Here is a 15811-nt window from a genome sequence, read left to right on the forward strand (position 1 = left end):
GGTTATTCCCCATAAATAGGTGATAACGCAGCATCAATGCCAAACAGGCGCTGCCCTTCGGGTTCTGCCTAGGGGCGATTTACTCTTTGTTGCTCGGTTTTGACTTAGCCCTCTAGGTTACAAACCTCTCGCCGCGATTAAACCGCTCCTAGTTTGAACAAATTTTAATCCGCAAAGGTCAACAGACCCTAGTTTGCGTCATTATAAAAAATTGCAGTAAAGCGTTATTGATCTACAACAAAAAAGAGTGCACCAGGCACTCTTTTTATCCCACTTATTTGTCGCTTAAAGTTTAAATTGATTGACCGTATGATTGAGAGAGCTGGCAAGGTCATTGAGGTCGCGTGCTTCATCGGCAAGCTCCAAGGCGTGATCAGCGGTACTGTTCACTAAATTATTAATAGCCGATAAGCTGCTATTTATATCTTCAGCGACCACTGTTTGCTGCTCAGTAGAGGTTGCTATTTGATGGCTCTGATCTTGTACTTTGGTCACTGATTCAGCAATATTCTTCAGTGCGTCGAGTACCTCTTGAGTTTGTGTAACTGAGCCTTGTGCACGCTCTTGACCTTGTTGCATCATGGTGGATGCTTGCTGGGCAATCTGTTGCAGGCGCGTGATCATATTACGAATATCGTCTGTTGACTCTTGAGTACGGCTGGCAAGCGAGCGAACCTCATCTGCAACAACCGCAAAGCCACGACCTTGTTCACCAGCACGTGCGGCTTCTATTGCGGCGTTCAGTGCCAGTAAGTTGGTTTGTTCTGCAATCGAGTTAATAACGTCTACAACAGCACCTATATTGCCACTTTCTTGCTCTAATCCTGCAACCACTTTTGATGCCTCACCAATGTGATCAGCTAATGCAGTCATCACACTTTGGGCGTTTTGCGAACGAGAGGCGCCGTCAGCCGTAATATGTTGCACTTCTTCTGCCGCACTATTGGTATGCTGAGCATTGCGCGAAATTTCCATTACTGTGGTCGCCATTTCTGTAACCGCAGCACTGACACTATCAACTTGTTGCTTTTCTTGCTGGATCTCGTCATTGGTTTTTTTAGAAACAGACTTTAACTGAGCAGCCGCATTGGTCAATTGCTCAGCCTGCGCGGCAGTATCTAACATCATGGCGCGAAGCTTATCGATAAAAGTATTCATATGAAGAGCTAATTGGCCCACTTCATCTTTACTATCAATAGTGATTTTTTGGGTTAAATCACCATCTCCTGAGGCGATATCACGCATGATGTTAGTGAGTGTTTTAATTGGTTTTGAGATCATATGGGTGGCCCAAACGATCATTGCGATAATAATTATAAGAATAATTACAACAGAGGTGGTTGTGGTAGCGACGGCTTGATTAACTGGCTCATCAATCATTGAGCGCGGCACTAAAATACCAACGTACCAATTTAGGTAAGGTTCTTCTAATTGAAGACGGTCGTAAACAACAAAGTATTCTTGTCCTTGTAGGGTAACGCTGGCATCTCCACGTATGTTGTTTTTCATTGCAAGATTGAGTTCGCTAAAGCCGCTGGTGTTACTGAATTGCTTTTCTAATTGTTCTAAACCTTCTTTACCATTAGGGCCTTCGTCGGTCACAGATAGCTTATGATTAGTGCGGTTTGAAAGGTGCACCACTTTTTGATCACCATCGAGCAAAAAGCCATAGCCCTGCCCATTAAAGCGAATATCTTCAACCATTTTATTGATTTTATTAAGCTGTAAATCAACACCACCAAAACCAACTAATTCGTTTTGTTGATTATATACAGGTTGTTGAACTACCGCAGATGCATTACCTGTAGTTAAATCAACAGATATTGGGCCAACATAAAGTCGATTCAGTTTAAGTGCATCTTGCCACCATCCACGCTTGTATGCATAGTATGGTTGACCATTATAGTGCGTAGTACGTTCGTGTTCTTTAAAGTATTCACCGGTTTTGGCAGAAGCAAAAAATGCCGATAAAACGTTCTCGTCACTGCTGCTGATCCGTACAAAATCCTGATCAACTTCATCATAACCAGGCGCGTTATCGAGAGGCTGATCGCGTTTTTCCCAGGCATCAAACCAATTAACGAGGTGTGGGTTATTAATAAACGTACTTACTAGTTTGCCGTATTTGGCAAAGTATCCTTGCATGGACAGTTGTTCGCTTTGTAAGTAGCTATGAGCTTCACGTTCAATGCCTTGTCGAGAGAGTGAGGCGATATGATTAACAAAATAGGCTGATGCAATGATCAGTAATACACTAATTGTGCCCCCAATTAGGAATAATATTTTCTTTTGCAGTGATAGGTTTTTAAGCATGATGCACACATTCTTATTATTTAGTAGAGTAAGCTGTAAGTATGTATCTAATCATATCTTTGTCTTATTCGCTATATTATGAGGTAAGACAAATATGTTGAATATTACAAAACTGTAAGGATTTTGTTATTTTATGGGTGAAAATAAACAGCGATTAGTTGTATTGGGCGCCGGTTGGTTAGGTCAAGCTTTATGCTTTGATAGACTTAAGCATAATTGGTTAGTGCAAGGAACGCATAGAAGTACTGATCATGATTATGATTTTTTACGTCAGTTGGAATTTAAAGACAATCACCTTGATCATCAACTCGATTTAGAAGATGCGTGGTGGGTTTGTGCCATTCCCCCACGTAGTCGAAAAAAAGACAGCGACTATCAAGCAACACTAACACAGTGCTTAGCGCTTGCAAAAAGCATGAATATGCGAGGATTTGTTTTGTGTTCATCCACAGGTATTTATAATCAAGAAGCGCAAATATACGATGAGAATAGTGTTATTACTTGCTCAAGTGAGCGCCAGCAAAGGCTATTCGATGCTGAACAAAGTGTGTTAAATGCAGGCGGCAAAGTTTTACGTTTAGCTGGCCTAGTTGGGCCAAACCGTGATCCTGGGCAGTTTGTAGCAGGTAAGGAGCTGAATAGCTCTAGTCAGCAAGTGGTAAACATGGTGCACCAGCAGGATGTGATTAACGCGATTGTTTCAGTGTTTGAACATTGGCAGGTGGCCGACCAAATTTATAATGTGGTTAACCCATTGCATCCAAGCAAGGTTGATTACTACCAACAAAAATGCAAGAAAAATGGGACACAACCTCCTACGTTTTCAAGTCATGAAAAAGCCGAGCGAATTATTGATGGCTCGGCTATAGAGTCACTTGGGTTTACTTATCAATATGATATTTAAACCCTGTGGTGATGACTTAAAATGAGGTCAGTACATTTTTAGGTAATAAGCTACACAGTTCACCTTGTGCTAGCAAAGTGTTGGCCGCTTCTATATCTGGACCAAAGTAACGGTCCTTATCGTAGTAACTCACTTTTTCGCGTAAGGTTGCTTTTGCCTGCTCAACTTTAGCAGATGCTTTAAGTGGCGCTCTAAAATCCAAGCCTTGTGCAGAAGCCAGCCATTCAACAGCGAGCACGCCTTGTGTATTGTCTGCCATTTCATCCAACCTGCGAGCAGCAAACGTGGCCATAGATACATGGTCTTCTTGGTTTGCAGAAGTCGGTAAGCTGTCTACCGATGCAGGGTGCGCAAGTGATTTGTTTTCTGACGCTAATGCAGCTGCCGTAACTTGGGCAATCATAAAGCCTGAGTTAACGCCGCCATTTTCAACTAAAAACGGCGGAAGTTTCGACAGGTTTGAATCGATCAATAAGGCAATACGTCGTTCAGCGAGTGCGCCAATTTCGGCGATTGCTAAGGCTAAGTTATCTGCTGCCATTGCAACAGGCTCTGCATGGAAGTTACCACCAGAAATAATATCGCCTACATCAGCAAATACGAGCGGGTTATCCGTCACACCATTTGATTCACACAACAATACTTCAGCTGCTTGGCGAATTTGTGTCAAACAAGCACCCAAAACTTGAGGTTGGCAGCGTAAGCAGTACGGGTCTTGTACTTTTTCACAATCAATGTGCGCTTCACTAATTTCAGAATGTTCGTCCAATATGTTGCGAAAAATAGCCGCAGAATCAATTTGCCCGCGTTGACCACGCACTTCATGAATACGTGCATCAAAAGGAGAGCGACTACCCATAGCAGCTTCAATACTCATTGAGCCAATGGCGCAACTTTGTGCATACAGATTTTCAGTACGGAATAAACCTTGTAAAGCAAAAGCCGTAGATGCTTGTGTGCCGTTTAATAATGCTAGGCCTTCTTTTGCTGCTAGAGTGAGTGGTGCTAACCCTGCAATTTCAAGTCCTTCGCTGGCTTTTATCAGCTTACCTTGGTGGCGCATTTCGCCTTCACCTAGTAAAGGTAGGCACATATGCGATAATGGTGCTAAATCACCCGATGCGCCCACAGAGCCTTTTTTTGGCACGCAAGGGTAGACTTCTGCAGCAAGTAATTGCATAAAAAACTCAATCACTTTTAAGCGAATACCTGAAAAGCCACGTGATAACGAATTGATTTTTAAAACCATCATTAAACGCACAGTGCTGTCATCCATATACTCACCAATACCAGCGGCATGAGAAAGTACAATTGAGCGCTGTAATAATTCGAGTTCATGTTCAGCTATTTTGGTGTTGGCTAATAAGCCAAACCCGGTATTAATACCGTATACAGTTCGGTTTTCATCAATAACATCTTGTACTGTTTGCGCGCTTGCAGCAATGTTTATCTCGCTGTCTGCGGCCAATGTTAGTGCAACTGGCGATTGGTTTATTTTACGTAATGTCGCTAAATCAAGCTGGCCGGGTGTGAGAGTGTATTCAAACATGATTAATCCTTATTTAGCATTGGTAGGTCTAGGCCTTGTTCATTGGCACAGTTAATTGCGATATCATAACCTGCATCTGCATGACGCATAACACCGGTTGCAGGGTCGTTCCATAAAACACGCCCTACACGCGCGGCGGCTTGGTCTGTGCCGTCTGCAACAATAACAACACCTGAGTGTTGGCTAAAGCCCATGCCTACGCCACCACCATGATGCAGTGATACCCAAGTTGCACCGCCAGCGGTGTTCAAAAGTGCGTTTAGTAATGGCCAATCTGATACAGCATCAGAGCCATCCTTCATCGCTTCAGTTTCACGGTTAGGGCTGGCAACTGAGCCTGAATCTAAGTGATCACGACCAATAACAACAGGCGCTTTCAGTTCACCATTTTTCACCATTTCATTAAACGCAAGCGCTAAGCGAGCACGGTCTTTTAAGCCAACCCAGCAAATTCGTGCTGGTAACCCTTGAAATTGAATACGCTCACGGGCCATATCAAGCCAGTTATGCAAGTGTTTATCATCTGGGATAAGCTCTTTAACTTTAGCATCTGTTTTATATATGTCTTCTGGATCACCAGAAAGTGCAACCCAACGGAACGGGCCAATACCTTCACAGAATAATGGGCGAATGTAAGCAGGTACAAAACCTGGGAAGTCAAAGGCATTTTCTACCCCTTCTTCTAATGCCATTTGACGAATATTATTACCATAGTCAGTCGTTGCAGCGCCGGCTTTTTGCAACGCCAACATCGCTTTTACTTGCACAGCCATTGACTGTTTTGCTGCTTTTACAACAGATTGTGGGTCTTGTTCACGCATTGTTGCGGCGTGTTCCATGCTCCAATCTTGCGGTAAATAACCATTAAGAGGATCGTGAGCTGACGTTTGATCTGTAACGACATCCGGGGTGATATTTCGTTTAACAAGTTCACTAAATACATCTGCGGCATTACCAAGTAAACCGACAGATAAGGCTTCGCCTTTTGCACATGCTTCATTAATAAGGGTTAGTGCGTGATCAAGGTCAGTGGCTTTTACATCAACATAGCGGGTGTTAATTCTAAAGTCGATGCGGCTTTCATCACATTCAACCACTAACGCACTAAAGCCCGCCATAGTTGCAGCAAGGGGTTGTGCGCCACCCATTCCGCCTAAACCGCCAGTTAATACCCATTTGCCCTTTGCTTCACCGTTAAAGTGTTGTTTAGCCATCGCGACAAAGGTCTCGTACGTGCCTTGCACTATGCCTTGCGAACCGATGTAAATCCAAGATCCCGCTGTCATTTGTCCGTACATCATTAGGCCAAGTTTATCGAGCTCATTAAAGTGCTCCCAATTTGCCCAGTGAGGCACAAGATTAGAGTTGGCAATTAATACACGAGGTGCATTGCTGTGGGTTTTAAACACGCCAACAGGTTTACCTGATTGCACTAATAGCGTTTCGTCACCTTCAAGTCGGTCTAATGTTTCGATGATTTTGTCAAAGCATGGCCAATCGCGTGCAGCACGGCCAATACCACCATATACAACAAGTGCATGAGGATGTTCAGCAACCTCAGGATCGAGGTTATTCATTAGCATACGTTTAGCGGCTTCAGTGAGCCAACTTTTAGCACTGATTTTATCACCATGCGGGGCGCGGATAATGCGCGATTCGTCAAGTCTATTATTCATAATATGCTCCTGTTGTATATACAAGCTGTTTGATTTCAAAAAATACGCAGTTAAGCGCATTTTATTGATATTTAGATTATTTTTTAAATGTTAGGTGCCCACCAAGGCGATATTTACTACCCGGGGATACTAGACGAGCAAAGCTAACTATGCCGTGCGATGACCAAGTACGGCGTATAACCTGTAAGCAAGGCTCTTCATGATATAAATTTAACCACTGGCACATTTCACTGGTAGGCATAATGGCCTCAACTGTATGGCGTGCCTCAGTCAGTGGTGCAACACTTGATAGGTACTCGTGTGGCGTTAAATTAGTAAAATCTTGCTGTAAGTAGCTGCTTGCCAGTGAAGGATTTACAAAACGCTCTTCAACTTGTAATGGCTGATCGTTTTCGTTGTGCACTAATACACTGCGATAAACAACACTGTCGGCTTCAACACCCAGTGCAATTGCAATAGGGGCTAGCGCGTTGATAGATTCAAGTACCAACACGGTACAGCTATAATTACCATTACGTGCCTTCACTTCGTCAGCAATATTTTTAATTTCAAGCAGTGACGATTGCGACTTAAAGCTGGCAACAAACGTCCCAAGCCCTTGGCTTCGGGTGAGAATACCTGCCTCAGTCAATTCACTTAAAGCACGTCGAGCAGTCATTCTGCTAACACTAAACTGCTCTGCTAACTCATTTTCAGACGGCACGCGTTGGTTTTCAAGCCATGCGCCAGAGCGAATATTATCAACAATGAATTGCTTTATTTGTGCGAATTTGGGCGTCGTCATTAGTTTTAAAAACACTACTTGTGAATTGCTTGTTAAATATAAGATGACACAATTACCTTGTATATACAAGATGGCTTGTTAAACTATAAAAAACATTATTAAGGGTGCTCACATGAATTCAATTGCAGATACGTCATCTCATGAATGGGATTTATTAATCACAGACGCTAATGTTGCTACGATGGATAGCGACATTGATGATACTTATGGTGCAATTGAAAATGCCGCTTTAGCGATTAAAGATGGTCATATAGCTTGGCTCGGAAAGCAAACTGACTTACCCACGTTTGATGCTTTTGCAACACCGACCATATCGGCCAAAGGCCAATGGCTTACGCCAGGATTAATAGATTGTCATACACACTTGGTATTTGCAGGCTCGCGGGCAGAAGAATTTGAGCAGCGATTGCAAGGTGTGAGCTACGAGCAAATTGCAGCGCAAGGTGGCGGAATTGCAAGCACTGTAAAAGCGACTCGTGAGGCTGACCACGAAGCGTTATTCGTGCTAGCAAAAGACAGATTAAATGCACTTTACGCAGAGGGTGTAACAACCGTTGAAATTAAATCTGGTTATGGACTCGATTGCGAGAATGAAATAAAAATCCTTGAAGTTGCTCGGTTACTTGGCGAAAACCACCCCGTTGATATCAAAACAACGTTTCTTGGTGCACATGCATTACCGCTTGAATATAAGGGTAAAAGTGATGAATACATCGAGCTTGTTTGCAACGAGATGTTAGAGCAAGTTGTTGCCGCAAATTTAGCTGATGCAGTCGATGTATTTTGTGAAAACGTGGGCTTTAGCAATGATCAGACTCGTCGTGTATTTGAAGCCGCGAGCAAGCACAAACTGCCTGTAAAATGTCATGCGGAACAACTATCAAACCAACAAGGTGCTGAGCTGGTAGCAGAGTTTAAAGGCTTATCAGCTGATCATATCGAATATTTAGACGAATCAGGAGTAAAAGCGATGGCAGCTGCTGGAACTGTGGCTGTACTTCTACCTGGGGCGTTCTACTTTTTACGTGAAACAAAACAACCCCCTATTGCTTTATTGCAACAGCATAATGTGCCAATTGCATTGTCAACAGACTTTAACCCAGGAACATCGCCATTGTGCTCTTTGCAATTAATGATGAATATGGGGTGTACATTGTTTCGCTTAACACCGTCGCAAACCTTGGCGGGAGTCACTCGCAATGCAGCTACAGCACTGGGTTTAAAAGACCGTGGTATACTCAAAGTGGGCATGCGAGCCGACATTGCTCATTGGCAAATATCTCACCCAGCACAATTAAGTTATCAATTGGGCGTAAATAAACTGTTAAATCTGTGGATATTAGGTAGACTTAATTAGACCTATTATATGTTGTATTTATTTAATGTCCTTACTAGCACTATTAACAAATACTGGATTTGAATCGGTAGCAGGGAGTGCTTTATTTACAAATACACAAGTCCCGGTTTTTTTAAGCGGGGCTATTCTTATGTCGATGGTGTGTGCTTTATGCGTTGTTAAACAAGCCACACTGCGACTAAGTTATATTATTAACGCTTTTATTGCTCTAGCACTATTAAGCTCTCATCTCCCCAACATTGAATTACTCTTAGCGTTAGCGACCGTTACCCACGTATGGCTCGTATCAAAGCAAAATAACTGGACTATGCTCAGTATTAGCTTTGCCGCCGCACTTTGTTTTTTAATCTTGTACGCTGCTAATGGGTTAGTTGCACTACCAATACACTGGCTCGTTGTAGCAACATTAATTCTCGCCAGCTCAGGGTATTTTATTGATGAAGAGCTTTCAGGTGATACTCAGCCAAACGTCGCAGTAAATGAACATGCGCTAACACTATCACCCTTGGCTAGCTTCCCTAATCGTGCGCAATTACAAGCCCACTTTTATCATTGGCGAGAAGAGGCACCTCATATCGGAGCACTTGTCATTATTCGATTAGAAGGGTTTGCAGAGGTTAACCAGCATATTGGGCGGGATTTTGGTGATTTACTGCTTGCGCAATCGGCAAATCGAATCAAAGAGCTTTTAATGCTCGACGAAGTTGTCAGCCTAGGTAATTCTGAAAAGCTAGCACACCTAGGCGGATTAAACTTTGCTTTTATTTGCAGCTTAGATAGCCAAAATCACCTGCATGAGCAATTAATCGACAGAATAATTGGCGCAACACTCAAGCCTTTTAATGTGGCTAACTGTACTATTGAAGTTAAGGCGCGGGCCAGTTTTGTAAAGTGCGACACGGATGAAGTCAGTTTTGATAGTTTAATATCGCATGCTTACTTAGCACTCGATAGCCAGCCAAATAAGCAAATAGTCGCGTATCAACAGCACATGATGGTAGAGCGATTAGAGCAACAAGCGCGACTTAAAGAACTGGCTAGTATTGATTTTTCAAGTGAATTGGAGCTTTATTTTCAACCTATTATACGTAGCGCAGATGAGAATATTGAATTTTTAGAATTACTACTACGTTGGCAGCATCCCAAGCAAGGTATTTTATCAGCCAATCGGTTTATTGATGATATTCGCATTGCGGGATTAGCTTACCCGTTAGCTGAGTTTGTTATTGAAAGGGCGGCTGAGCTCATAATGGCGCTGCGCATGGAAGGGATAAAAATGCCATTGAGCATTAATGTATTTGGCTCTGAAATGCTAAATGAAGAGTTTATATCCTTTATTGATCAGGTCTTTAATGAACATAAACTATTGCCTGGAGACTTAATTATAGAATGCCCACTAGAGGTGTTTTTAAACTTAGATGCACAAGGTAAGGCAATGGTTGCACGGTTAAGTAGTCAAGGTGTAAAAATGTGCGTAGATGGCCTTGGCGATAGCCCTGTATGGCTAGCTAAACTGCCAAATTTGGCTGTAGAATATGTAAAAGTGGCGCCTTCGTTAACGGCAGACTTTAGTCAACAAGGGCACATACGAAGCTTAGTAAGCGGTATGGTTGAAATGCACAATCAACAAAATAGTAAAGTTATCTGTGAGGGCGTTGAAACACAAGAGCAATTAAACTTTGCCAATAGTCTTAACGTATTTGCGGCTCAGGGTTATTATTTCAGCCACCCATTAAGCAGTGTCGGTATGATCACGTGGTTGAAACAATGGCAAATAGAGCATTCATAAAAAGTGCTCAAGCAAAAGAGATTAACTCTCTTTTGCTTGTAAGTAGGCGTTAACCAGCGCTGTTATTATTTGAGCTGCGTCATTTAAACCTGCTTTTAAACCGCTAGGGTGCTGGTTTGGGGCTGCTTCACATAAATGCAAGTAACAGCTATTAGGCCTACTTGCCCCTAGATGTACAAAATGCTCAGCATCACTCACACTAAAACCGCAGTTAGTATAAGCACTAACTGGCATAAGTGAAATACTGTCCAGATCCACTTCAATGCCAAGCGGGTGATCGCAAAGCGTATCAAGTGCCTGTTGGCAGGCTTTTGTTAACGACTTTTCGCGTCTAACTTGTAAGGATTGATAACTATCATAATGAAAGTTTGCCTCGGCTAGTGCATCCAGAATCGCTTGGTTATTCTTTAGTTCATGCAAGCCGATAACATGGTAATTGTGCAGGTATTTTTCATTATACGCATAGCGAAATCCATTACCTGAATGGCGCCCTTCACAGTCACGAAAGTCGGCGTGGGGATCAAAATTAATTGCGTTAATAGGCTTATTTTTATGCTTACTTAAAGCGCGAATAATTCCTAAACAGTTATTATGGCCGCCACCAATTATAATAGGCTCAAGGCCTGCATTAAATATTAAGCTTAAAACATGTTCTACACGACTGTCTATTTGTTCGCAGTAGTCGCGCAGTTGACCTAGTTGCTCAGGTATTTTGTTGTCTAAATGCGCAGCAGCTTTGCAAAGGTCTTCAACTGCTACTTCGCCAAGTAATAAGACTTTTTCGTTGGCTAAAAATTGATTGTCAGGTTGATTTAGAAAACGTTTTATGAATGCATGCCAGCCACCAGTTGCTCCCTCATTACCTAAATTTGCTCGTGGGCCTATATCTTCGCAAACACCCACAAGTACATATTTAATACCAAATTGGGCGGCATCTTGCAGTGCTTGTAAAGGATTAACTTGGGTGTCTAAAAGAGCAATAGATTGCCAGGCTTTTTTTTCATTCAAGCGACTGCTACACCAAGGTTTAACAGTCGCTTCGTCGTAGATATGTAAATAGTCAGTCATTTATTATTCTACGACTTCCAGCTCAAGCTCTTCTGCAGATAATACAATACCAGTGCTATCGGCATAGACAAAATCATCATCAAAGAATGAAACGCCAGCAAAATTAACACCAATGCCGTCTTCTCCAGCTCCTTGGCTATCAGCTGCTACAGGAATTGACGCAATGGCTTGAATGCCTAAATCAATTTCTTCAAGTTCGTCAACATGGCGAACTGCGCCATAAACAACAATACCTTGCCAGTTGTTCTGAACAGCTAATTCCGCTAATTCAATATCAATTAGTGCGCGGCGTGTTGAGCCACCGCCATCAATAAGTAAAACGCAATCATCACCGTCTTCGCTCAGGATTTCCCTGATCAATTCATTATTTTCAAAACATTTAACGGTTTTGATTCGGCCGCAAAAACTGTGACGTCCACCAAAATTGATAAACATAGGTTCGAGCACATCAACCACATCGGCGAAGTGGTCACATAAATCAGAGGTGCTGTAATCCATTTTTCTATCCTTCTAAAAGATATAAGAGCGAGTTCTCAGTATACCTCTCTTAAATGCAATAACAACGACTTAATGGTAGTTAATTGGCCTATTTTTAAGCAGCAATTGTGCTAAATCAGGAAAAGCAATATTAGTGTCTTAAAAGCGTCACCCAATTGTTATTTTGAGCGCCTATGCTAAAAATATTGTATAAAAAAGGGTCACACCATGAGTCAGTACAACATATTTAAAAAAATGGCACAGTTGGATGAACACTTATTTCTAAAGCTATTTAATGGTAACTCACCAACATGGCTAAAAAACTCTGCTTTGGGGTTATCAAAAAGTGGCGATGGAGGCTTATATGTTGTGTTAGCTCTAGCATGTGGTTGGTTTGGACAGGCGCAACAGCTACAAATGTTGTCGATTACTTTGTTGCTGGGCTTTGTGATTGAAAGGCCTATTTACTTTGTAGCGAAAAAAAGTTTTGCGCGAATTCGCCCTTGTGATTGTTTAGTCAAAGGCGCTTATATAATTCCAAGTGATAAATTTAGTTTGCCCTCTGGTCATAGCGCAGGTGCATTTTTAGTTGCCATTATACTTACGCATTATTTTCCTGATTTAATTGGTTTATGGTTCGCTTGGGCAAGTGGTGTTGCTGCTTCTCGCGTTGTTTTGGGTGTCCATTTTCCTGCTGATGTTGTGCTTGGGGCCTTAATGGGAGCAAGTTGTGGTTTAACGGCTATTTTGTTGGTGGGTTACCTATGAGAATACTGTATGGCATTCAAGGAACTGGTAATGGGCATATCACCCGCGCGCGCGTGATGGCGAATGCATTTTCTGAAATGGGAATTGACGTTGATTATGTTTTTTCAGGTCGCGCAGAACAAGACTATTTTGACATGGAAGAGTTTTCAGATTACCGGCGCTTTCATGGTTTATCTTTTTCAACACAAAACGGCAAAATTAAAAGCTATGACACAGTAAAAAATGCCAAATTATGTAAGCTGGTGCATGACATAAAGCAGCTTGATGTATCTGGTTATGATTTTGTTTTTAATGACTTTGAACCTGTTTCAGCTTGGGCTGCCAAGCGACAAGGCGTGCCTGTTATTGGCATGAGCCACCAAGCAGCTTTTTTATCACCTAAGGTACCTATGACTGGTAATGCTTTGCTGCATCGCTCTTTAATTCGTTATTATGCACCTGCAAATATATATTTAGGCGTCCATTGGCAGCCGTTTGCAGATAATATTATACCTCCTTTTATTGCGAGTCATTGGCATAATAACCCAGTGAGTATAGATAATAAGGTGTTGGTCTATTTACCCTTTGAAGAGCTTGCAAGCGTTATAGACTACTTAAAAGACTTTCCTGATAAAGAATTTTATTGCTACCACCCCAGCGCACAAAATAGTTCTCAAGGACACATACATTTGCGTAAGCCATCACGCAGTGACTTTTTAAATGACTTGGCTAATACCAGTGGTGTAATTGCAAATGCGGGTTTTGAGCTCTCAAGTGAAGCACTTAAATTGGGTAAAAAATTGTTACTAAAGCCGTTAGCGGGTCAATTTGAACAAGATGCCAATGCACATACATTATTAGCAATGAATGCTGCGCACGTTATGCGTTACTTAAACCCCTGCGCGTTAGATGAGTGGATTGCGAGCAAAGCGCATAAGCGGATTAATTTTCCCAGTGACCCTAAGCCATTAGTTAATTGGTTGGTCGATAAACAATGGGGAAATACAGAAAAATTACATCAAAGCTTATGGAAATCAGTGTGCTAAATTGTAATCGGCCAGATTTTTTTGTAGTGAATAGTGATAAATTCGTGGGATAATCTACACTATAGGTTAAACATTTTACTAGAAAATCTAGTGATCCTAACTAAAAGGCTGCAGTAGATGACAATTCTCCAAAACTTGACGATAAAGCGTCGACTACAAATTAATGCGCTCGTTGTTGGTTTAGCAATGATAGTTATGTTATTTATCATCATTTATGAAGCAAGAGTCATGCTGAAATTAAATGAAACTATTCAGTATGCGGAGGAGCTAGATATTCATGAATTATCAATGCGTAAATATGAAAAAGATTTCTTATTTTACAAAGATGAATCTAAGTTAGCGTTGTTTGATAAAGAGTATCAGCAGCTTCAACTTAAACTAGACAAACTAAAGGTATTATCAAACGAGTTAGGGATAGCGACTGCGGATGTGAATCAATTTGGAGTGCTAGCTCAAAAATACTACGATGATTTTCAGGTCGTAGTTGAATTTCAAAGAGCAATTGGTTTGCACCCAAAAGATGCGCTGTATGGTGAGCTACGAAGTGCAGTACACCAGATAGAAACTCTGTTAAATGAGCAAGATAACTATCAATTACTTACCTTGATGTTACAACTTCGCCGCGCTGAAAAAGACTTTATGCTTCGTTTAGATATGAAGTATTTATCGCGCTTTGAAGGTATAGCGAATGACCTTGAGCAACAAATTAAAAGCTCAAGTATAAATAGTAATACTCGTAATGAATTAGTATCGTTGTTGAGTAGTTATGAAAGCAAATTTATAGCATTGGTGGATGCACAAAAGTTACTCGGTCTAGATCTTGACTCTGGCGCGCTCGGTAAAATGAGAGTGAGTGTTAAAAAGAGTGATGAAGTTGTATCTAGGATTACAAACGCAACTAAACAACAGGTGACCGATACCGCAGAAAGCGCGCAAATGATCGCAATTGCAGTGTTTATAATCGCTGCCGTAATTGTTATGTTTTTGGTTTACTTTACGAGCCGTTCAATTATTAAACCTATCGAGCGCGTGTATCACACCATAAATGATATTAGACGCAATAATGACCTAAGTATCTCTATTGGCGAGTCAGGTAGAGATGAAATAACTACAATGACGGTAGACTTTAATAGCTTAATTGGTGATTTTAAAAAGCTAATTTATGAAGTAAATACGGCGTTGACCACACTGAATATCGCCACAGGCAATTTATCAGAAACAACCGCTGCAACCAGCTCAGGCATGCAAGAGCAACTGCATGAGGCCGATATGGTAGCAACGGCTGCAACAGAGATGCAGGCAACGATTCAAGATATTTCACACAATACTGAAGCCGCAGCTAAAAAAGCTGAATCAACCAATTTGAATGCGCAGAAAGGCCGCTCAGAGGTTGAATCAACAGTAAATCATATTAACCAGTTATCTAATTCATTAGGTGATGCGTCTTCGGTGGTATCTCAGCTAGAAAAAGATGGTGAAACCATAGGATCAGTCCTTGATGTAATACGTGGTATTGCAGAGCAGACAAATTTACTAGCCCTTAACGCGGCAATAGAAGCAGCACGTGCTGGTGAGCAAGGCCGAGGCTTTGCGGTGGTTGCGGATGAAGTGCGTTCACTTGCCCAACGTACACAAGAGTCGACTAAAGAAATTGAAAGTATTATTTCAACTCTGCAAGGCCGCACGCAAGAAGTGGTGAGCATAATGCAACGGTGCCGTACACAAGGCGGAGAGAGCGCTGAACAAGCCACCAGAGCGGGTGAATTACTTGGCTCAATCACCGAAGATGTACAAACTATCATGGAGATGAGCACACATATCGCCGCCGCTATTGATGAGCAAAGCCAAGTGGCGTCAGAGGTTAATAAAAACGTAGTACGTATTCGTGATATTGCAGAGGATGCGTCAACTCATGCCACAACGAACGCTCAAACCAGTGAAGAAGTATCAGAGCAGGCGAAAGTACTGCACAAAGCGATAGATAAGTTTAAGGTTTAGCCGTCAGCCGTCAGCCGTCAGCCGTCAGCCGTCAGCCGTCAGCCGTCAGCCGTCAGCCGTCGGCTTTAAGCGTTAAGCCATAAGTTTTAAGCAGTCTGAGTTG

12 protein-coding genes are annotated in these 15811 nt (G+C 42.0%); 6 read left to right on the forward strand and 6 right to left on the reverse strand.

The genetic code is table 11. From position 1 onward, the window contains the following. Nucleotides 1–285: 285 nt before the first annotated feature. A complete protein-coding gene (locus ACFI4Z_RS13710; protein ID WP_462671080.1) occupies nt 286–2313 on the reverse strand; it encodes a methyl-accepting chemotaxis protein in 2028 nt (675 codons plus the stop codon). A gap of 133 nt (nt 2314–2446) precedes the next feature. On the opposite strand from ACFI4Z_RS13710, the gene ACFI4Z_RS13715 reads away from it, so the two are divergent. Next, nucleotides 2447–3217 carry a Rossmann-fold NAD(P)-binding domain-containing protein gene (locus ACFI4Z_RS13715; RefSeq protein WP_462671081.1) on the forward strand — a complete coding sequence of 257 codons (771 nt, stop codon included), beginning with the start codon at nt 2447–2449 and terminating at the stop codon, nt 3215–3217. Nucleotides 3218–3233: 16 nt separating this feature from the next. Here ACFI4Z_RS13715 and hutH read toward each other — a convergent pair whose 3' ends face one another. From hutH to hutC, 3 genes are all read right to left on the reverse strand, one after another. Then, the gene (gene hutH / locus ACFI4Z_RS13720; RefSeq protein ID WP_462671082.1) at nt 3234–4766 is read right to left on the reverse strand and encodes a histidine ammonia-lyase; all 1533 of its coding nucleotides are present in this window, start codon (nt 4764–4766) and stop codon (nt 3234–3236) included. A gap of 2 nt (nt 4767–4768) precedes the next feature. Next, on the reverse strand, nt 4769–6442 hold the full coding sequence (gene hutU, locus ACFI4Z_RS13725; RefSeq protein ID WP_462671083.1) for a urocanate hydratase: 1674 nt from the start codon (nt 6440–6442) through the stop codon (nt 4769–4771). A 76-nt stretch (nt 6443–6518) separates the two neighbouring features. Next, complete coding sequence (gene hutC, locus ACFI4Z_RS13730; RefSeq protein ID WP_462671084.1) at nt 6519–7226, reverse strand: histidine utilization repressor; 708 nt, start codon at nt 7224–7226, stop codon at nt 6519–6521. A 112-nt stretch (nt 7227–7338) separates the two neighbouring features. On the opposite strand from hutC, the gene hutI reads away from it, so the two are divergent. Both hutI and ACFI4Z_RS13740 read left to right on the forward strand, forming a co-directional pair. Beyond that, the gene (gene hutI, locus ACFI4Z_RS13735) at nt 7339–8583 is read left to right on the forward strand and encodes an imidazolonepropionase (RefSeq protein ID WP_462671085.1); all 1245 of its coding nucleotides are present in this window, start codon (nt 7339–7341) and stop codon (nt 8581–8583) included. A gap of 130 nt (nt 8584–8713) precedes the next feature. Beyond that, nucleotides 8714–10372, forward strand: coding sequence for an EAL domain-containing protein (locus ACFI4Z_RS13740; RefSeq protein ID WP_462671090.1), 1659 nt, complete (start codon nt 8714–8716; stop codon nt 10370–10372). A 21-nt stretch (nt 10373–10393) separates the two neighbouring features. Here the strand turns inward: ACFI4Z_RS13740 and ACFI4Z_RS13745 are convergent, their stop codons facing one another. Together ACFI4Z_RS13745 and rraA are read right to left on the reverse strand one after the other, a co-directional pair. Further along, on the reverse strand, nt 10394–11440 hold the full coding sequence (locus ACFI4Z_RS13745) for a formimidoylglutamase (RefSeq protein ID WP_462671086.1): 1047 nt from the start codon (nt 11438–11440) through the stop codon (nt 10394–10396). 3 nt (nt 11441–11443) lie between these two features. Further along, nucleotides 11444–11938, reverse strand: a complete 495-nt coding sequence (gene rraA / locus ACFI4Z_RS13750) for a ribonuclease E activity regulator RraA (RefSeq protein WP_099295380.1) — start codon at nt 11936–11938, stop codon at nt 11444–11446. 207 nt (nt 11939–12145) lie between these two features. Between rraA and ACFI4Z_RS13755 the strand changes: the two genes are divergently transcribed. The 3 genes from ACFI4Z_RS13755 to ACFI4Z_RS13765 all read left to right on the forward strand — a co-directional run bounded on the left by ACFI4Z_RS13755 (nt 12146) and on the right by ACFI4Z_RS13765 (nt 15708). Continuing rightward, nucleotides 12146–12685: a phosphatase PAP2 family protein gene (locus ACFI4Z_RS13755; RefSeq protein ID WP_135475060.1), complete on the forward strand. Its 540-nt coding sequence runs from the start codon at nt 12146–12148 to the stop codon at nt 12683–12685. Then, nucleotides 12682–13710 carry an MJ1255/VC2487 family glycosyltransferase gene (locus tag ACFI4Z_RS13760; protein WP_462671087.1) on the forward strand — a complete coding sequence of 343 codons (1029 nt, stop codon included), beginning with the start codon at nt 12682–12684 and terminating at the stop codon, nt 13708–13710. The genes ACFI4Z_RS13755 and ACFI4Z_RS13760 overlap by 4 nt, the downstream gene beginning before the upstream one ends. A 117-nt stretch (nt 13711–13827) precedes the next feature. After that, a complete protein-coding gene (locus ACFI4Z_RS13765) occupies nt 13828–15708 on the forward strand; it encodes a methyl-accepting chemotaxis protein (RefSeq protein WP_462671088.1) in 1881 nt (626 codons plus the stop codon). Nucleotides 15709–15811 lie beyond the last annotated feature (103 nt).

The organism is Pseudoalteromonas sp. RWi3 (assembly GCF_054960735.1).